14 protein-coding genes are annotated in these 18,758 nt (G+C 71.3%); 8 read left to right on the top strand and 6 right to left on the bottom strand.

All coding sequences use genetic code 11. The annotated features are described in order from the left end of the window. Nucleotides 1-106: 106 nt before the first annotated feature. Entirely contained in the window at nucleotides 107-1,273 is a 1,167-nt protein-coding gene (locus DP939_RS09840) for an alkaline phosphatase PhoX (protein ID WP_113980319.1), read from the bottom strand. A gap of 193 nt (nucleotides 1,274-1,466) precedes the next feature. Further along, nucleotides 1,467-1,886: an ATP-binding protein gene (locus tag DP939_RS09835; protein ID WP_158578529.1), complete on the bottom strand. Its 420-nt coding sequence runs from the start codon at nucleotides 1,884-1,886 to the stop codon at nucleotides 1,467-1,469. A gap of 354 nt (nucleotides 1,887-2,240) precedes the next feature. On the opposite strand from DP939_RS09835, the gene DP939_RS09830 reads away from it, so the two are divergent. Continuing rightward, nucleotides 2,241-5,669 (top strand): M28 family peptidase, encoded by a 3,429-nt coding sequence (locus DP939_RS09830; RefSeq protein WP_113980317.1) that lies wholly within the window; start codon nucleotides 2,241-2,243, stop codon nucleotides 5,667-5,669. A gap of 180 nt (nucleotides 5,670-5,849) precedes the next feature. On the opposite strand, the gene DP939_RS09825 is transcribed toward DP939_RS09830, so the two are convergent. Beyond that, a complete protein-coding gene (locus DP939_RS09825; protein ID WP_225878135.1) occupies nucleotides 5,850-8,687 on the bottom strand; it encodes an ATP-binding protein in 2,838 nt (945 codons plus the stop codon). Between the two features lie 336 nt (nucleotides 8,688-9,023). Between DP939_RS09825 and DP939_RS09820 the strand changes: the two genes are divergently transcribed. Next, a complete protein-coding gene (locus tag DP939_RS09820; RefSeq protein ID WP_113980315.1) occupies nucleotides 9,024-9,284 on the top strand; it encodes a hypothetical protein in 261 nt (86 codons plus the stop codon). Between the two features lie 271 nt (nucleotides 9,285-9,555). After that, nucleotides 9,556-10,440: a helix-turn-helix domain-containing protein gene (locus DP939_RS09815; protein WP_225878134.1), complete on the top strand. Its 885-nt coding sequence runs from the start codon at nucleotides 9,556-9,558 to the stop codon at nucleotides 10,438-10,440. An 86-nt stretch (nucleotides 10,441-10,526) separates the two neighbouring features. On the opposite strand, the gene DP939_RS09810 is transcribed toward DP939_RS09815, so the two are convergent. Next, nucleotides 10,527-10,745 (bottom strand): DUF397 domain-containing protein, encoded by a 219-nt coding sequence (locus DP939_RS09810; RefSeq protein ID WP_113980313.1) that lies wholly within the window; start codon nucleotides 10,743-10,745, stop codon nucleotides 10,527-10,529. Nucleotides 10,746-10,857: 112 nt separating this feature from the next. Here DP939_RS09810 and DP939_RS09805 point away from each other — a divergent pair, with 112 nt between their 5' ends. Continuing rightward, entirely contained in the window at nucleotides 10,858-11,706 is an 849-nt protein-coding gene (locus DP939_RS09805) for an AfsR/SARP family transcriptional regulator (protein ID WP_113980312.1), read from the top strand. Between the two features lies 1 nt (nucleotide 11,707). Here the strand turns inward: DP939_RS09805 and DP939_RS09800 are convergent, their stop codons facing one another. Together DP939_RS09800 and DP939_RS09795 are read right to left on the bottom strand one after the other, a co-directional pair. Next, entirely contained in the window at nucleotides 11,708-13,207 is a 1,500-nt protein-coding gene (locus DP939_RS09800) for an FGGY-family carbohydrate kinase (RefSeq protein ID WP_199565067.1), read from the bottom strand. Beyond that, nucleotides 13,204-14,022, bottom strand: a complete 819-nt coding sequence (locus DP939_RS09795; RefSeq protein WP_113980311.1) for a DeoR/GlpR family DNA-binding transcription regulator — start codon at nucleotides 14,020-14,022, stop codon at nucleotides 13,204-13,206. Before DP939_RS09795 ends, DP939_RS09800 begins: the two co-directional genes overlap by 4 nt. 152 nt (nucleotides 14,023-14,174) lie before the next feature. Here DP939_RS09795 and DP939_RS09790 point away from each other — a divergent pair, with 152 nt between their 5' ends. The 4 genes from DP939_RS09790 to DP939_RS09775 are packed head-to-tail and all read left to right on the top strand — an operon-like array spanning nucleotide 14,175 to nucleotide 18,753. Further along, entirely contained in the window at nucleotides 14,175-15,308 is a 1,134-nt protein-coding gene (locus DP939_RS09790) for a M42 family metallopeptidase (RefSeq protein WP_113980310.1), read from the top strand. After that, nucleotides 15,305-16,138: a BtpA/SgcQ family protein gene (locus tag DP939_RS09785; protein ID WP_113980309.1), complete on the top strand. Its 834-nt coding sequence runs from the start codon at nucleotides 15,305-15,307 to the stop codon at nucleotides 16,136-16,138. Before DP939_RS09790 ends, DP939_RS09785 begins: the two co-directional genes overlap by 4 nt. Before the next feature lie 25 nt (nucleotides 16,139-16,163). Then, a complete protein-coding gene (locus DP939_RS09780; protein ID WP_113980308.1) occupies nucleotides 16,164-17,201 on the top strand; it encodes an autoinducer 2 ABC transporter substrate-binding protein in 1,038 nt (345 codons plus the stop codon). A gap of 55 nt (nucleotides 17,202-17,256) precedes the next feature. Then, nucleotides 17,257-18,753 (top strand): sugar ABC transporter ATP-binding protein, encoded by a 1,497-nt coding sequence (locus tag DP939_RS09775; RefSeq protein WP_113980307.1) that lies wholly within the window; start codon nucleotides 17,257-17,259, stop codon nucleotides 18,751-18,753. Nucleotides 18,754-18,758 lie beyond the last annotated feature (5 nt).

The following is an 18,758-nucleotide window of genomic DNA, read 5'->3' as shown; positions in this document are numbered from 1 at the left end:
CCCTCTCTTCAGCGGCCGGATACCACCCCCCAGGATTCTGCATTTTCCCGACACCTTCAATAGGGATTTTCACCCATTGTGACGGAATGGTGGCACTAGGAGGGGGTCAGGTGCGGAACGGTCCGGTCACGCAGTAGGTGATGCCTCCGGAGGAGGAGCCGCTGGTGCCGCGCTGGGAGGAGAAGTACAGGCGGTCGCCCGCGGGCGTGAAGGCCGGGCCGGTGATCTCCGACGAGCTCTGGCCGCCGATCCGCAGGAAGACGGAGATCTTGTCGTCGGGGGTGATCAGGCAGATCTCCATGTTGCCGCCGTCCTCGGCGACGTACAGGTCACCGGAGCCGGAGCCGGTGATGTTGTCCACGCCGGTCAGCGGGGCCGGGCCGGGGTTGACGAGGTTGTCGTCGTAGGCGAGTTCGTAGGTGCCCGCGGCCAGGTTGACCTGCCACACGCGGTTGTCGCCCTTGGTGGTGAACCACACGGTGTCACTCGCGTAGTGACACCCCTCGCCGCCGTTGAACCGCTTGGCCCCTGCGACCTGGTTGCGGGTGGCGGTGGGCGAGCCGTCGGGGTCGGGTACGTTCGCCCAGGTGAAGGAGCCGGAGGTGGCGGTGCCCGCGCGGAAGACCTGGAGGGTGCCGGACGACAGGTCGCCCCAGGTGGTGGGCAGGAAACGGTAGAAGCAGCCGTCGGACTTGTCCTCGGTGAGGTAGATGGCCCGGCGTACCGGGTCACAGGCGGCGGCCTCGTGGTTGAAGCGTCCCATCGCCGGGCGGACGACCGCCGTGCCGCTCGAGCCGCTGAACGGATAGGTCTCCCAGACCCGCCCGGTGTCCACCTCCTCACAGGAGAGCCAGGTGTTCCACGGGGTCGCGCCGCCTGCGCAGTTGCGGTCGGTGCCGCCGAGGATCCGGTAGGCGGACGTCGCCGTGCCCGCCGAGTTGAACCGGATCGCCGACGCGCCACCGCCGCGGCTGCCGATCTCGGCGTTGGACACGTAGATCCATCCGCTGCCGTCGGCGAAGCACGCGCCGCCGTCGGGGGCCGCGTGCCAGGTGTAGGAGGTACCGGGGACGGTCTGACCGGAACGGGCGACCACCCGGCTGGAAAAGCCCGCGGGCAACTGGATGCCGTTGGCGTCGGCGGGCTGGAGCGGGCCGTAGGGGCCGGTGGCGTTCTGGGCGGGGGCGGCGAACGCGCCCTCCCACAGGCTTCCGGTGAAGGCCAGCGCCCCCGCGCCGACCACCGATGCGCGGAGTAAGTTACGGCGTTTCATCGGCGACTCCTTTCGTCCGGGGCGCTCGGGGAACGCGCCCCGGACGAAAGGTAGGCGGCCCGTCTGGCGCGCAGCCGGTGACGGGGTGAACACCAGGTGTCACGTGGGAGGTATCCAAGTAGCAACACATCGTATATGCCTGGAAACGGAGAGTTTCCTCCTGGTATGGAGGATTTGCGGTAAGAGTCGATCGTCAGCCGCGGTCGAACCACAGCGTCACGGTCGTACCCGCCGCGCCGGTGCTCAACCGGAAGCCGGACGCCACCGTGTGCGCCAGCCACAGCCCCATTCCGCCGGTCGGGTAGGGCCCCGGCGGCTCAAGCTCGGGCTCGCCCTCGGCCCGTGGCCACACGCCCTCGTCGTACACCTCGGCCACCACCTGCCCGCCCGCGTCCCACACCCGCAGCCGGGCGACGCCGGCGCCGTGGACGACGGCGTTCGTGGCGACCTCGTTCGTCGCGACCAGGAAGTCGGCGATCCAGTCGGCGGTGAGCCCGAGCGCCCGGACGTAGGCGGCGGCGTACGCCCGTACGGCCTGCAGATCGGCGATGCCGAAGACGATCTCACCCCGAGCCGGCCGCGGCGAGAAGCGACGGAGGGACTGATGACTCACCTGCACTGGGAACCGCCTCATCACGTACCTCGGCCTCGCGGCCGGTCTCCACCCCCCGGCCACCATAGGCGACGCTCGCGCCCGCCTCCAGACCGGACCGGTACGTATGCGGGCTGCTCAGCCGATTTACGTATGGGCTACCGATACGCTTACGGATTTTTCTCGGTGGGGCGAGACCTTAGCGTCGGGCGGCACAGGGCAGAACGGGTCGATCACCCTCCTAACCCGTACTGACCGCTACATATCCTTCACCCCCCGTTTCCCGATCACCGTGCCGCCGTACGACCTGCGGCGGCGCGGTGGGCCAACGGCCGCCGACCGGCGGCCCGGCCAGGGAGAGCCGAAAGGAATCATGTGAAACGCACGACCCTCCTCGCGGCGGCTTTAGGCGCCGCCGTGGTCGCATCGACGGCGTTACCGGCGTCGTCCGCGTACGCGGCCCCGCCAGGGGCCACCCCTGCCGCGGCCGATGCCCTCAAGGCCGCCGCCGACCCCAAGTCGCTCGCCGCGGCCGCCGCCGACAAGGCGGTCTTCAGCGGGCTCGACGAACTCCGCAGGGGTCCTGATGAGGCTTACCACCGCCTGAGCGTCACACCGGGCGCCGGCGGTATGCACTACGTCGCCTACGAGCGCACCTACAAGGGCCTCCCCGTCGTCGGCGGCGACGCCGTCGTGGTCACCGACGCGAGCGGCCGGGTGCGCGACACCGCCGCCGCCTCCGGCCCCAGCCCGAGCGGCGTGCCGACCAAGGCGAGCGTCGGTTCCGGCCGCGCGCTGGCCACCGCCAAGACCCGGCTGAGCCGGGTCGACGACAGCGCGCAGCCGCGCCTGGTCGTCCTGGCCTGGGGTGCCAAGCCCAAGCTCGCCTGGGAGGTCGTGGTCTCCGGCCTGGCCTCGGGCAAGCCCAGCAAGCAGCACGTGTTCGTGGACGCCAGGTCCGGCAAGATCGCCGACTCCTACGACGAGATCCTGGCGGGCACCGGCAACGGCCACTACAACGGCAACCCGGTGACCATCGGCACCTCCCAGTCCGGCAGCCAGTACTCGATGACCGACTCCGGCAGGCCCGGCATCTCCTGCGGCGGCCAGGGCGGCACCGCCTACACCGGCCCCGACGACAACTGGGGCAACGGCAGCGGCACCAACCTGGAGACCGCCTGCGTCGACGTGCTGTTCGCCGTCGGCAAGGAATGGGACATGCTGCGCGAGTGGCTGGGTCGCAACGGCATCAACGGCAGCGGCCGTGGCTTCCCCGCGCGGGTCGGCCTGAACGACGTCAACGCGTTCTGGAACGGCAGCTACACCAACTTCGGCCACAACCAGGCCAACACCAAGCAGGCCACCCCGATCGACGTGGTGGCGCACGAGTACGGTCACGCGATCTTCCAGACGACGCCCGGCGGCGCCGGCTCCGGCAACGAGAACGGCGGCATCAACGAGGGCACCGGGGACATCTTCGGCGCGCTGACCGAGTACTACGTGAACCACCCGGCCAACCTCGACGAGCCCGACTACCTGGTCGGCGAAGAGGTCAACCTGGTCGGCAACGGCCCGATCCGCAACATGTACAACCCGAGCCTGGTCAACCGGGACCCGAACTGCTACTCCTCGCAGATCCCCAACACCGAGGTGCACGCCGCGGCCGGCCCGCTGAACCACTGGTTCTACCTGGTCGCCGAAGGCAGCAACCCCGGCGGCGGCAAGCCCAGCAGCCCGATCTGCACCGGCGGCCCCTCGTCGGTGACCGGCATCGGCATCCAGAAGGCCGGCAAGGTCTACATGGGCGCGCTCAGCCGCAAGACGTCAAGCTGGCGGTACGCCAACATCCGTTCCGCGTCCATGGCCGCCGTGGTCGAGCTGTACGGCACCAACAGCGCCGAGTGCAACGCGGTCAAGAACGCCTGGAACGCGGTGAGCGTGCCGACGCAGTCCGGTGAGCCGGCCTGTGGCCAGGCGGGCGACGACTTCTCGCTCTCCCTCGCGCCCTCCTCCGGCACCGTGGAGCCCGGCAAGGAGATCGCGGCACGGGTGGACACCCAGACCACCGCGGGCAACGCGCAGACCGTCGCCCTGACGGCCGAGAACGTGCCCAACGGCGTCACCGTCCGCCTCGACCCCACCTCGGTGACCAGCGGCGGTTCCGCGACCGCGACCTTCGAGGTCGGTTCCTCCGTGAACGAGGGCAACTACGCGATCACGATCAAGGGCGCCGGGAAGACCACGCACACCGCGACCTTCAACCTGCGGGTGGACGACGGTGGTCCCGGTGACATCGAACCGCCCGACATCAGCGTCGGCAACATCAAGGCGCACCTGCAGCAGTTCCAGACGATCGCCTCCGGCAACGGCGGCAACCGCAGCTCCTACAGCGCCGGCTACACCGCGTCGGTCTCCTACGTCGAGGGCAAGCTGCGCGCGGCCGGCTACACGGTGGTCCGCCAGCCCTGCACCTCGGGCTGCACCGGCGGCTCCGGCCCGAACCTGATCGCCGACTGGCCGGGCGGGGACGAGAACCAGGTCATCATGGCCGGCGCGCACCTCGACAGTGTCAGCGCGGGTCCCGGCATCAACGACAACGCCTCGGGCTCGGCCATGCTGCTGGAGGTCGCGCTGACCCTTGCGGAGAAGCGGCCCACGATGGCCAAGCACGTGCGCTTCGGCTGGTGGACCGACGAGGAGCAGGGCCTGAACGGCTCGCGCTTCTACGTCAACTCGCTCGGCTCCACCGAGCGGAACAAGATCAAGGTCTACCACAACTACGACATGGTGGGCTCGCGCAACGGCGGCTACTTCATCAACAACATCGGCACGACCGCCGCCCAGCATCTGAAGGCGTTCTACGACGAGCTGAACCTCTCCCCCGAGGAGAACACCGAGGGCGCCAACCGCTCCGACGACGCCTCCTTCAGGAACGCGGGGATCGCCACCTCCGGCGTGGCCGCGGGCGCCAGCGCCCGCAAGACCTCGGGCCAGGCCACCAAGTGGGGCGGCAACGCCAACCAGGCGTACGACTCCTGCTACCACCAGGCGTGCGACAACATCAGCAACATCAACGACACGATCCTGGACCGGGCGGGTGACGCCTCGGCGTACGCGATCTGGAAGCTCGCCGTCGGCGGCCCCGGCAACGACCGCGACTTCTCGATCTCGGTGAACCCGGCGTCCGGCACGGTGGAGCCCGGTGGCCGGGCCACCGCCACGGTCGGCACGACCACCACCGCGGGCACCCCCCAGACGGTGAACCTGTCGGCCGCCACCGGGCTGCCCGCGGGGACCACCGCCACGCTCGACCCGCCCACGGTGACCTCCGGCGGTAGCTCCAGCCTGGTCATCTCCACCTCGGACGCCACGCCGCCCGGCACGTACAACGTGACGATCACCGGCTCCGGCGAGACCGCCACGCGCACGACGACCTACCGGTTGACCGTGGGCGACGACGACGGTGACCGGACCTTCACCAACGACACCGACTACCCGGTCTACGACTACACCACGGCGTCGAGCTCGATCACCTCCACGGCGTCCGGACGGGCCGAGTCCCCGGTCCGGCTCAGCGTGACGATCGACCACCCCTGCGCCGAGGACCTGCACCTCACCCTGCGCGCCCCGAACGGCGCGACCTATCTGGTGGACCAGTACGGCGGCACCTACTGCACGCCGTACGAGACCAGGACCTACTCGGTGCCGGTCAACCAGAACGCGGCGGGCACCTGGACCCTCCAGGTCACCGACGTCTACCCGCAGGACCAGGGGACGCTCGACTCCTGGAGCATCACCCTGTAGGGCACCTGAAAGGCCCCTAAAAGGCCCCTAAAAGGCACGGTCATGTCCATCCCAGACCCCAGAGGAAGGGGGCCCGGTCCCGGCCGGTGGCATCGCGCTCGCCCCAGTGCGCCGCCACCGGCCGGGGCACGCCATCTTCAGCGGAAGCAGCGAACGAAGGGAGGTGCCATGGCGAACGGCTCAGTCCGGCGGGGGCGTGACCTCGCCGCGGGAGCGGACGCCCAGCTTGCGCAGCACGTTGGCGACGTGCGTGTCCACCGTGCGGCGCGACAGGAACAGCACCTCGGCGATCTCCCGGTTGGTGCGGCCGAGCCCGACCAGCCTGGCGACCTCGCGTTCCCTGGGCGACAGCGTGTTGCCGCCGCTCTTGCGGCCCCTCGGCGGCGGCTTCTCCACCCCGATCTCCCGCATCGTCCTGCGGCAGCGGGCGGCGTCGTGGGTCGCCCCGAGCCCGGCGAAGCGGCCGGCCGCGTCGGCGAGCAGCCGGGCGGCGGCGGCGCGGTCGCCGAGGCCGAGCCGCGCGCCCGCCTCGGATTCGGCCGCCCTGGCCGCGGCGAAGGGCTGCGGCATCGGCTCGAACGCGGCGCGGGCCCGCGCGTACAGGTCGGCGGCCTCCTCGAACCCGCCACGGGACTCCACCAGGATCCCGCGCGCCATCTCCAGCGCGGCCAGGCAGGCGGGGGCGCTGCGGCCGACCACGCCCGCCTCGAAGTCGGTGACCAGCTCGGCGGCGTCGGCGTCGCGCCCGGCCCGCAGCAGCGCGCTCACGGCGGGCGGCACCAGCCGGTCGCACCACACCCAGATGCTCTTGCGGCGCATCCTGCCGATCGCGCGCCCGGCCTCGGCGACCGCCTCCTCCACCATGTCGCGGGTCAGGTACAGCTCGATCAGCCCGCCGGACGCCGAGCACATGACCGGGAGGAAGCCGGAGTCGGCGTCGCGCAGCCCGGCCTCCTGCAGGTGGTTCTCCGCCTCGTCCCACTCGCCCCTGGCCGAGGCCAGCATGCCGAGCACCAGCCGGGCGTCCACCGCGACCAGCGGTGTCTCGGCGGTCATCCGCACCACGGCGGTGGCCCGGTCCCACAGCCCCTCCCAGTGGCCGGTCAGCCAGTCCAGGCGCAGCGCGGACAGGTGGACCAGATAGCTCGGGTACTGCGCCCCGGTCTCCTCGGCCAGCCTCCGGGTCTCGGCCTCGTACTCCTTGGCGGTGTCGTAGGTGCCGAGCGCGACGGCCGCGTCGCAGAAGTTGGCGTACGCCCGCGCGACCTGCCTGCGCACGGCGGCCGACGGGTCGCTCACCGGCAGCGTGCCGACCAGCTCGGCCGCCTCGGGCGCGCCCACGAGCATGGTCAGCGCGACCCGGTTGGCGTGCACGGCCGTGGTCAGCTCGGGGTCCCCGGTGGTGGCGACCAGTTTCTCCGCGCGTTCCATGTAGGACAGGTGGGTGGCCAGTGAGTCGTCACCCCATGGGGGCATCGCGAGCAGCGCCAGGCCGCGCGCCGCGATGTCCGGACGGTCTTCCAGGTCGGCGAGGGACGCCAGGGTCTCCCTCCGCCCGGCGGCGACCTCGCCGGCCTGGTTGCACAGCAGTACGCCGAGGTTCAGCCGGGCCTCGCCGCGCACCTCGCGCGACAGCGAGTCATCGGCGAGCAGCCGGCGTACCAGGCCCACGACCCGCCGGTGGGACAGGCCGACCGCGGCCACCCTGCTCAGCCGCAGCACCAGGGGGCCGCGCACGGCGTTCGGCAGCTCGGAGTCGGCGAGCATGCCCTCCATGAGGTCGACCGCCATCGGCATGTCGCCGATGGAGGCGGCGTGGTCGGCGGCGGCGGCGCCGTAGCGCTGCCATGCCTGGATCGCGCCCGCGCGGCGGGCGTGGAAGGCGAGCTGGACCAGCGGCGGCGGGTCCAGGGGGGCGAGCGCGGCCATCGCCCGCTCGTGCCGCAGGCGGCGGTCGGGGCCGGGGATGGCGTCGTAGACGGCCTGCTGGGCGAGGGCGTGCCGGAAGCCGTACCGGCCCTCGGTGTGCTCGTGCAGGACACCGGCCTTGAGGCATTCGCGCAGCCCGGCCTCCGAGGTGCCGCCGGCCACGGCGGCGATCAGTTCCTCGCTCGCCGGGACGCGCAGCACGGCCGCGGCCCGCACCGCGCCCAGCGCGTCGGGCGCGAGCCCGGCCAGGCGTTCGGCCATGGCCTCGCGCAGCAGCAGCGGCACGCCGATGCCGTCGAGCGCGTTCACGCCCGCCTCTCCGGCGAGCGGGTCGCGGTCGCCGGTCGGCAGCGAGCGCACGACCTCCTCGATCACGAACGGGATGCCGGCCGTGCGTTCCTGGAGCTTGGCGGCGAACGCCTCGCTCAGGTCGGAGCGGCCGAGCAGCGCCCCGGCCAGCCTGCCCACGTCGGCGGCGGCCAGCGGCCGAAGCGCGATCACGCCGCCGCGGGTGCCCGGCGGCCTGCGGTGGGCCCGCCCGAACGGCAGGCCGGGGATCGGCAGGTCCTCGCGGCGGTAGGTGACGATCAGCGCGAGCTCGTCGGGCGGCTCGTCGGTCAGGAAGCTCAGCAGGTCACGGGTGCCGTCGTCGGCCCAGTGCAGGTCCTCGATGACGAGCACGGCGGGGGCCACCGCGGCGAGCAGCGCGTGGACGGCGCGGAACAGCCGGTGCCGCTCGGCCCTCGGGTCTTCGAGCGGCGGCAGCGAGGGCGGCAATTCACCCGCCAACTCCGGCAAATACTCACGAAGCGCCCCGATGACCGGATTTAGCTCGTCTACTGACAGACCCGACACATGCCTCAACGCATCAAAGACAGGGCCGTAAGGGAACGGCTCCCGTATCTGGTGGCAGTGTCCGAGCAACACCGTGCGCTCCCGCACCGGCAGCCCGTCGATCGCCGCGTGTACCAGGCGTGTCTTCCCGATGCCCGCCTCGCCTTCCAGCAGCGCGATCGCCGGCGGCAAGGTGATCACGTCGAGGAGCGCGGCAAGCTCCGTGTCACGGCCCACCAGAATGGATGCGGCCATGCTCGACATCGGCGGCTCCGATATGGTCCGGACAGATCTGTAATACGGGGCCCCCTCCCGGTTTACTTTATCCACTACCTTCCGTCTCCCGGTCAACCCTCTCGGCTACATCTACGTAAGGGCGACAATCCCCACCCTCCTCGCGCAGCCCACCATAAGGACTAATGACGGGATCTGCCGTGATTCGGGGTGATTGCCGGGTGGTCACCTCCCCTGCCGGGCACGGCCACGCGGCGATCAAAATGTAGTCACGATCCGCTACTGATCGGGCACGCTCGGTTATAGGATGACCATGCCATTGATCCACAACGGTCAACCAACTCGGCAGGAGCTCAAGTGATCAAGAAGCTGTGTGTCACAGGCGCCGTCGTCGCGGCCGCCGCGGCGGTCTCGTTGCTGGCGGCCCCCGCCCACGCGGACGTCTGGGGCAACCGCACGCGCAACCTTGAGGCGGCACAGTCGGGCAACCTGTTCGGCGAGAGCATCACCCAGGCTCTGGGCCACGGGCACCTGTCCACCGATGTCAACAACATCAACGGCACGACGGCCAACGCCGCGCGGCACGGCAACGTCAACGTCCGCTACGTCTTCGACTGAAACCGCACGTCAACCGGCTGATCGACCGGCGCCGGGCCTGCCAGACGGCAGGCCCGGCGCTGCCGTCTCGCATCAATCCGCATCATCCCGAATCGCAGTCGGCCACTCTGCGGGCTCACGACCCGCCTGACGCGGCAGAGCGCGGAAGATGTCCGGACTACGCCTGGTTTGACATCCCCGACTCGACCTGATTTAGTGCTACATCATTTGGAATCACGCTAAATCAGGTAATCCGAGGATGTTCAATTGCGTGACTGCCACGGGGGGCGCTGTGCGGGACGGAAGCAGCGGTGATGGCGGAGTACACCTGACCAAACGACAGCGGCTGGCCACCGAGCTGCGCCGGCTGCGCGACCTCGCCGGAATCTCCGGCCGTGACCTGGCCCATCGCATCGGGATGAGCCAGTCCAAGATCTCCAGGATCGAGTCGGGCACGGTGATCCCGACGATGCCGGAGGTGACCGCGTGGGCCGACGCGGTGGAGTCCTCCACGCAGACCCGGGAGTGGCTGGTCGACCTGACCGAGTCGGCGTTCACCGAGATCCACACCTGGCGGGCCGCGCTGCAGCGCCAGCCCCATCTGCAGGACGACATAAGGGAGCAGGAGGACCAGGCCAAGCTGGTCAGGGTCTTCCAGCCGACGCTCGTCCCGGGCCTGCTACAGACCGCCGAGTACGCGCGGCGGGTCTTTCTGTTATTCGACCCGCCCTACTCGGAGGGCGACCTGGCGATGGCGGTGGCCGCCCGCCTGCAACGCCAGCTCGCACTTTATCAGGAAAATCGGCGTTTCGAATTCCTGGTCACCGAGGCGGCGCTGAGATGCCGCCCAGGCCCGGTGAAACTCCTGCTGGCCCAATTGGACCGGGTCTCGTCCCTGAGCACGCTGGAGAACGTCTCGATCGGGTTGATACCGCACAACAGGGAAGCGGTCGTCTGCCCGGCGCACGGGTTCACCGTGTACATCGGTGACGAAAGCGTTGAGGACACCTTCGTCCAGGTCGAGACCACCCATGTCCGGCTGAACGCCAACGCCGCAGAGGACGTCGCCATCTACGAACGGCAATGGAATCTGCTGGCCGGTACGGCGATCTACCAGGATGAGGCACGCGAATTCCTCGCGGCCCTGCGCGCCGAGATCGGCGGAACGGCGCGTTGACCGCCGTGGCCATGGCGCCCCGGCCGCCCGCCGCCCGTGCGCGGACGGGCGGCGGGCACCTTTCCCCCGCCAGGCACAACCCCGTGTCAGGTCGTCAGGTCGAACTCCCCGGCGTGCACCCCGGCGATGAACTCCGTCCACTCCTTGCCACTGAAGTGGAGCACCGGACCGCCGGGGTCCCTGGAGTCGCGGACCGAAACCCCCTCGCCGCGCCTGGCGACCTCGACACAACCGCCGCCGTTGTCACTGGCGGTGGCCTTGAACCATTCGGCGTCACGCCGCCGGGTTTCCTGTGCGGTTTCCATCGTTACGTCCTTTCCCTTGTGGGGCTGTTGGCGGGGGTGCCGGTGCCGCCCGCTGGAAAAGAGGATCGGATATCGCGCCGGGTGGCGGCTTGTAGTTCGCGAAGGAGGGGCGATGCGGTTTCGATTGTTGAGTGAAGTCGATGCTTATCGGGAGGGAGTGTGGGTACATCTCGGCGACCGTAAACAGCGTTTGCTCCTGGCCGTACTCCTGCTCTCAGAGACCGATCCGGTACATATCGAGCAGTTGATCGGCACCCTGTGGGACGGCGAGCCGATCAAGAGCGCGCGCAAGGTCATCCACCACTACGCGAGCGACCTGCGCCGCCACCTCGGCAGGGCGCGGGCGGGCGGCCACCTGCTGCCCGAGGGCAAGGGCGGCCTGTACCGGGTGCGCGCCGAGCGCGACGAAGTGGACGTGCACCGGTTCCGCGACCACGCGCGGGAGGGTTATGCCCGGCTGCACGACGATGATCCCGAGGCCGTGCGGCTGCTGCGCGCGGCGCTGCGGGAGTGGGGTTCGGAGCGCCTGATCCCCGGCGAACCGCTGAACGGGCTGACCGGCCGGTGGGCGGCCGAGCAGCGGCGGGCGCTGAGGGAGGAGCACCGCGCCGCCGTGATCGCCCTCCTCAAGGCCGAACTCCGGCTGGGCAGGCACGCCCGGATCATCCCGGAGCTGTCCCGCCTGGCGGGTGACGGCCCGCCGGACGAGGAGGTGGCGGGTCTGCTCATGCTGGCCTGCTACCGTTCCGGGCGGCCCGCCGAGGCGCTTTCGGTCTACGCGGCCTACCGGGAACGGCTGGCCGACACCGGCGCCCTGCCGGGCGCGGCCATCGAGCACTTACGTGAGCGCGTGGCGCGCCGGGATCCGGGACTGGACCTGGCCGCTGATTCAGCCGGATTCACGGTCGTCTCGGTTGATTCGAGCCACGGAATCAGCGGCATCAGCCGCCAGGTCTGCTGACTCACCCGCCGGCCGCGCCGGTCTGGATCTCGGCGAGCAGGTGCAGGTCGGGACGCAGGGCCTGGTAGGTCCGGCGGTAGACGCCGTACAGCTCGTCGTAGCGGTCTCGGGGGACGGGGTCGGGCTCCAGGCGTTCCTTGATGGGGTTCCAGGTGGCGGTGTCCACGCCGAGCGCGTCGGCGACCAGGCGGGCGTCGCCGTAGGAGGCGCCCACCGCGGTGGAGGGCAGGTCCTGCGGCCTGCCGGTCACGTCGGTCACGATGCGCGGCCACAGCGCGGTCGCGCCGCCGCCGACCGCGACCAGCCGGGCGGGGTCGGCCCCGGCCTCGGCCATGGCCTCGATGTTGTGCCGCACGCCGAACGCCACGCCCTCCAGGACCGAGCGGTAGAGGTGGGCGCGGGTGTGCCGCAGGGTGAGCCCGGCCCACACGCCGCGGGCCTGGGGGTCGGAGATGGGCGTGCGCTCCCCCGCGAAGTAGGGCAGCAGGACCAGTCCGTCGCTGCCGGGCGCGACCCGCTCGGCCTCGGCGGCCAGTTCGGCGTAGCCGACGCCGGTGAGGTCCCGCAGCCAGCCGGTGACCAGGCCGGAGGTGGCCATGCCCGCGGCCACCGAGAAGCCCCGGCCGCTCAGGGAGGCGTTGTTCCACAGGCCGGGGTGGCGGGCGGGGGCGGCGGCGTGCTGGATGAAGAACATCGTCGAGCCGTACATGACCATCATGTCGCCGACGTCGCGCACGCCGACGCTGTACGCCTCGGCCAGCGCGTCGATCGTGCCCGCGAGCACCGGCACGCCCGCGGGCAGGCCGAGCGCGTCCGCTGCGGCCGGGGCCACCTCGCCCACGATCTCGCCGGGGGCGGCCAGGCGGGGGCGCTCCAGCCCGGGGGCCGCGACCTCCCAGGCGGGGTCCCACCAGTCGTGGGCGTCCAGCGCGTACATCGGGTCCGAGGCGCTGGCGGAGTAGCGGTCCATCACGTACTCGCCGGTCAGCCGGTGGACCAGCCAGCTCGACGCCTGGTACCAGCGGCGGGCCCGCGCCCACGTCTCCGGTTCGTGGCGGCGCGCCCACATCAGCTTGGGGCCGACGGCCTGGCTGGTCAGCGGGTTGCCCGCGGCCCCGGCGACCCGCTCGGCGCCGAGCCGTCCGGTCAGCTCGCCGATCTCCCGCCCGGCGCGGGTGTCGATGCCGTACAGGATCGCGGGCCGCAGCGGCGCTCCGGCCGCGTCGGTGAGCAGCGCCACCGGCCCGATGCCGCTGACGCAGATCCCGGCGACCGCGGAAAGGCCCGCGCGCTCGCGTAGTTCGCGCAGCAGCGCGACCGTGTCGGCCCACCACACGCCCTCGGGGTCGTGCTCGAAGAAGCCGGGCCGGGGGTTGGCGGTCTCGTGCGGGCGGGTCGCGGAGGCGACCAGCGTGCCGTCCTCGGCGACCAGGACCGCCTTGCTGGAGGCGGTGCCTACGTCGATGCCCAGGAAGCGGCCCGCGGCACCCGGCGCGCTCACGCGAACACCGCCACGGCCTCGCCGTCGCCGTCGCCGGGATCGGGCGCGGGGGCCTCGGCGAGCGGCACCCGGCGCAGTACCCCGCCGTACGGCTCGGCCTCGTGCTCGGGCAGCTCGGTGTCGGTGAGGACCAGCCCCACCTCGTCCAGCGCCGCCACCTTGACCAGCGCGCGCCTGCCGAACTTGCTGCTGTCCGCGCACACGACCGTGGTGCCTGCCGACTCCATCATGGCCCGCTTGAGCGGGACCTCCAGGCTGTTGGTGTTGGTGATGCCCGCCACCACCTCGATCGCGTCGGCGCCGAGGAAGGCCATGTCCACCGCCACGTCGCGGACGAACGTCTCGGCCGCGTGGCCGACCAGCGAGTACACCGACCCGAGGAGTTCGCCGCCGGAGACCAGCAGCCGCATGTCGGGCACGGTGGCCAGCATCTTGGCCGTGCGCAGGTCGTTGGTGACCACGGTGAGCCCCCGTCGCCCGCGCAGCGCCAGGCCGACCTGGTAGATCGTGGATCCGCTGTCCAGGACCACGGACATGCCGTCGGCGACCAGCTCGGCCGCCGCCTGCGCGATGGCCGTCTTGGCGTGCAGCCGTTCTTGCTGCTTGACCACGTACGGCACGTCGGCCGCCCCGCTCGGCGCGGGACGCGCCCCGCCCCTGACCCGGGTGATCTGCCGGGCGCGGGCGAGCGCGTCGAGGTCGCGGCGGATGGTGGACGGGTCCACCGCAAGGTCGCCGGCCAGTGCGCGGGCCTCGACGTAGCCCTCCTCGGCCACCCTGCGCAGGATCTCGCGCCTTCGCTGACTCGTGAGCATCTCCCCTCCCGGTGGCAGCACCATACGCGAATCCCTGCACGGGAGAAAGCGCAGAGCCGGTGCCATTGCACGCTTCCGTGCAGAAACCTTGACGCTGGTGCACGTAAGCGTGCAAACTAACGCCCAACTTCGCGCAGGAAGGAAGGCACAGGTTGACCTCCTGGGACCCGCTCGGCGATCTGTCCGGGCTGATCAGGTCGCTGTCCGCGACACCCGCCCCCGCGGGGAACGAGGACCGGCTGACCGCCGCGGTGGCCGACCACCTCACCGCTCGCGGGCTCACCCCCGTGGTGGACCGGCTCGGCCAGGTGGCGGTGACCGTGGGCGGCTCCGGTGACGGACCGCGCATCCTGGTCAGCGCCCACCTCGACGAGCTGGGGCTGGTCGTGCGGGGCATCGAGGCGGACGGCTGGCTTCGCGTACACCGGCTCGGCGGCATGCCGGAGCGGGTGCTGCCGGCCGCGCGCCTGGTCGTGCACACCCGCGACGGCGACATCCCGGCGATCGTCGGTGTGAAGAGCCACCACCTGACCCCGCCGGAGGAGAAGTACGTGGCCCGCCCGGCCACCGACCTCTACCTCGACCTCGGCGCGAACAGCCGGGAGGAGGCGACGCGCCTGGGCGTGCGGGTCGGTGACCCGATCACCTACGCGCCCACCTGGGACGAGCTGGCCGGCGGCCGGTTCGCCGGCAAGTCGCTGGACGACCGGGTCGGCGTGGCCGCGCTGCTGGCGTACGTGGACCGGCTGCTGGCCGACCCGCCGCCGCAGCCCGTCCACGTCGCGTTCACGACGCAGGAGGAGTTCCACGTCAGGGGCACGCTGGCACTGGTGTCCCGGTTCGCCCCCGACGTGGTGGTGAACGTCGATGTCGCCCCCGCCACCGACACCCCCGACCTCAGCGGGGTCGGCTCGGTCGTGCTGGGCGGCGGCCCGACGCTCTCCCGCCTCTCCTTCCACGGGCGCGGCACCCTGGGCGGGCTGATCCCGCACCCGGGGCTGGTCCGCGCCGTCGAGGCCGCGGGACGCGACGGACGCGTCCCGCTCCAGCACGACGCCATGGTCGGCATCATCACCGACGCGGCGTTCGTGCCGATGGCCACCGCCGAGGGCATCGCCGCCGTCGGCGTCGGCATCCCGGTGCGCTACACCCACGCGCCCACGGAAACCGGGCAGCTCTCGGACGTGGTCGCGACCACCGATCTGCTCGTCGCACTCACCGCCCGCCTGCGCGACACCGACCTGTCGCGCGGCGCGGCGCAACTTCGCAATGGAGGGATGGCATGACCCTTTTCCAGGAGATGTTCGGCAAGCGCAAGGCCATCATCGCGATGGCCCACTTCCCGCCGCTGCCGGGCCAGCCGCTGCACGACAGGTCGGCCGGGGTGCGCGGCGTGGTCGACGCCGTCCGCCGCGACCTTGAGCACCTGGCGGACAGCGGCGTGGACGCGGTCATGTTCTGCAACGAGGGCGACCGCCCCTACCGCACGGTGGCCGGGCCGGAGACCACGGCGGTGATGGGCGCGGCCGTGGCCGAGCTGAGCCGCGACCTGCCGATCCCCTTCGGCGTGGACGTGCTCTGGGACCCCAAGGCCGCGCTCGCGCTCGCCCACGCCACCGGCGCGGTTTTCGTCCGTGAAGTGTTCACGGGGGCCTACGCGGGCGACTTCGGGGTGTGGAACACCGACCCGGCCGAGACCCTTTCCTTCCGCGACCGGATCGGCGCGGACGGCGTGAAGATGTTCTACAACGTCACCGCCGAGTTCGCGGCGCCGATCGCGCCCCGCGACATCGCGCTCACCGCGCGGTCGGCCGTGTTCAGCTCGCTCGCCGACGCGGTGTGCGTGTCCGGTGTCGTGACCGGCACCGGCGTGGACGTCGCGCAGCTCCGAGCCGCCAAGGAGGCGGTCGGAGAGGTACCCGTCATCGCCAACACCGGCGTCAACCCCAAGACCGTGGGGCAGATGCTGGCGATCGCGGACGCCTGCATCGTCGGCACCGCCCTCAAGCGCGACGGCGTCACGTGGAACGAGGTGGACCCCGAGCGGGTCAAGCGCCTCCTCTCCGCGGCCGCCGAGTCCGGCCACTGGGAGCCGTCGCGCAGGGGCGACGCCTGAATCAACCCCGGGACAGGAGCCCTCAATGCGCAAGTTCTCAACGCTCCTGGTGGCCGTCGCGTCCGCCAGTGCCCTCGCCGCCTGTGGTTCCAGCGCGGACCTCCGCCCAGATGGCGGGAACAGCGGCGGGAACAGCGGCGCCCCCGCCGACCTGCGTTTCGTCACCGTCGTGAAGCTGACCGGCGTCGGCTGGTTCAACCGGATGGAGACCGGCGTCAAGGAGTTCGCCACCGAGACCGGCATCGACGCCACCCAGACCGGTGCCGACGATGCCGGCCCGGAGAAGCAGGTCAAGATCATCCAGGACCTGATCCCGCAGCGGCCGACCGCCATCGCGGTCGTCCCCAACTCGCCGGAGTCGCTGGAGGGCGTGCTCAAGCGGGCCCGCGACGCGGGCATCAAGGTCGTCACCCACGAGGCCAGCGACCAGAAGAACACCGACGCCGACATCGAGGCGTTCGACAACACCGCCTACGGCGCGCACATGATGGACGAGCTGGCCAAGTGCATGGGCGAGTCCGGCAAGTACGCCAACTTCGTCGGCCACCTCACCGCCAAGACCCACATGGAGTGGGCGGCCGGCGCGCAGGCGCGGGCGCAGGAGAAGTTCAAGAACGTCACGCGGGTCGCCGACCCGATCGAGTCGCAGGAGAACACCGGCGTCGCCTACGACCGGACCAAGGAACTGCTCACCCGCAACCCGGACATCAAGGGCATCATCGGCAGCGCCGCGACCGACGTCGCCGGCATCGGCCGGGCCGTCCAGGAGGCGGGCCTGCAGGACAAGGTGTGCGTGATGGGCACCTCGATCCCGTCGGTCTCGGAGAAGTACTTCGCCGACGGCTCGATCGACAAGATCTTCTTCTGGGACCCCGCGGTCGCGGGCAAGGCCATGCTGAAGATCGCCCAACTGCTGGCCGAGGGCAAGCAGGTCGAGGAGGGCACGAACCTCGGGCTGCCCGGCTACGAGTCGCTGAAGCGGTTCCCCGGCAACCCCACGACCTTCCACGGCAACGCCTGGATCGACGTGGATAAGTCCAACGCCGCCGAATACAAGTTCTAGACCATCCCGGGGCTGGGACCGGCGTGCGGCCCCAGCCCCGCCGGAAGGAGCGCGGATGCCGGAAACGGCGATCGTGCTGCGCGCCCGCGGCGTCAGGAAGACGTACGGGGGCGTGACGGCACTGCGCGAAGCGGATGTGGACATCCGCCGCGGGGAGGTGCACTGCCTCGCCGGGGAGAACGGCTCGGGCAAGTCCACCCTGATCAAGATAGTGAGCGGCGTGGAGCAGCCCGACGCGGGGACCATCACGCTGGACGGCCACGACGTCGGCAGGCTCACCCCCACCCGGGCCGTCGAGCTGGGGATCCAGGTGATCCACCAGGACCTGTCGCTGTTCCCCAACCTGTCGGTCGCCGAGAACATCGCGATGGTCGCCCGGGTGGCGTCCCGGCGGCGGCTGGTCTCCCGCCGCGACGCGATGGCCCTGGCCAAGGCCACCACCGAACGGCTGGGCGTCTCCCTGGACCTCACCGAGCGGGCTTCGAACCTGCCGGTCGCCCAGCGCCAGCTCGCGGCCATCTGCCGGGCCTTCGCGCACGACGCCAAGGTCCTGTTCATGGACGAACCCACCACCGCCCTCACCTGGCGCGAGGTGGACGCGCTGCTGGCCCTGGTGGACACGCTGCGCGCCGAGGGCCTGGCCGTGGTGTTCGTCAGCCACAAGCTGGAGGAGGTCTTCCGGATCTCCGACCGGGTGACCGTGCTGCGCAACGGCGAGGTCGTGCACGCGGGCGAGGTCAAGGACCTGGACCGGCCCACCCTGGTCAGGGTGATGACCGGCCAGGACGTCACCGAGGACCGCGACGTCACCGAACTGCCCCCCGACACCCGCCCGGTGCTTGCGACCCGCGGGCTCGGCCGCAGGCACGAGTTCGCCGACGTGTCCTTCTCGGTGCGGGCCGGGGAGGTGGTCGGGCTGACCGGGCTGCTCGGTTCCGGCCGTACCGAGATCGCCGAGGCGATCTTCGGCATGCGGCCCGCCGACACCGGCGAGATCCTGGTGGACGGCGAGCCGGTCCGGGTGCGCTCGGTCCACGACGCCATCCGCGCCGGGATCGCGTACGTGCCCGGCGACCGGCTGACCCAGGGCGTGTTCCTCGGCCAGTCGATCCGCCGCAACCTCATCGCGGGCAGCATCGACCGGCTCATCTCGCGGACCGGGCGGCTGCGCGACAAGGCCGTCCAGCGCACGGTCACCACCGCGGTCGAGTCGCTGCGGATCAAGACGTCCGATGTGGCCGCGCCGGTGCGGACCCTGTCCGGCGGCAACCAGCAGCGCGTGGTGCTCGGCAAGTGGCTGGCCCGCTCGCCGCGCGTACTGGTGCTGAACAGCCCCACCGTCGGGGTGGACATCGGCTCCAAGGAAGGGATCCTCCAGGTGCTGCGCGACCGCGCCCGCGCCGGGATGGGGGTGCTCGTCATCTCCGACGACGTGCCCGAACTGGTCAGCGTCTGCCATCGGGTCCTGGTCGTACGGCGGGGGCGGGTGGTCGATGAGATCGCCTCGGCCCGGATGAGCGTCCAGGCCGTCACGGACGGGCTCACCGGGTGAACGCC

Origin of the sequence: Spongiactinospora rosea (genome assembly GCF_003315795.1) — a bacterium.
Classification (GTDB): Bacteria; Actinomycetota; Actinomycetes; order Streptosporangiales; family Streptosporangiaceae; genus Spongiactinospora; species Spongiactinospora rosea.
Note: the sequence above shows the minus strand (reverse complement) of the source record. Positions and strands in the feature narration are given on the sequence as shown.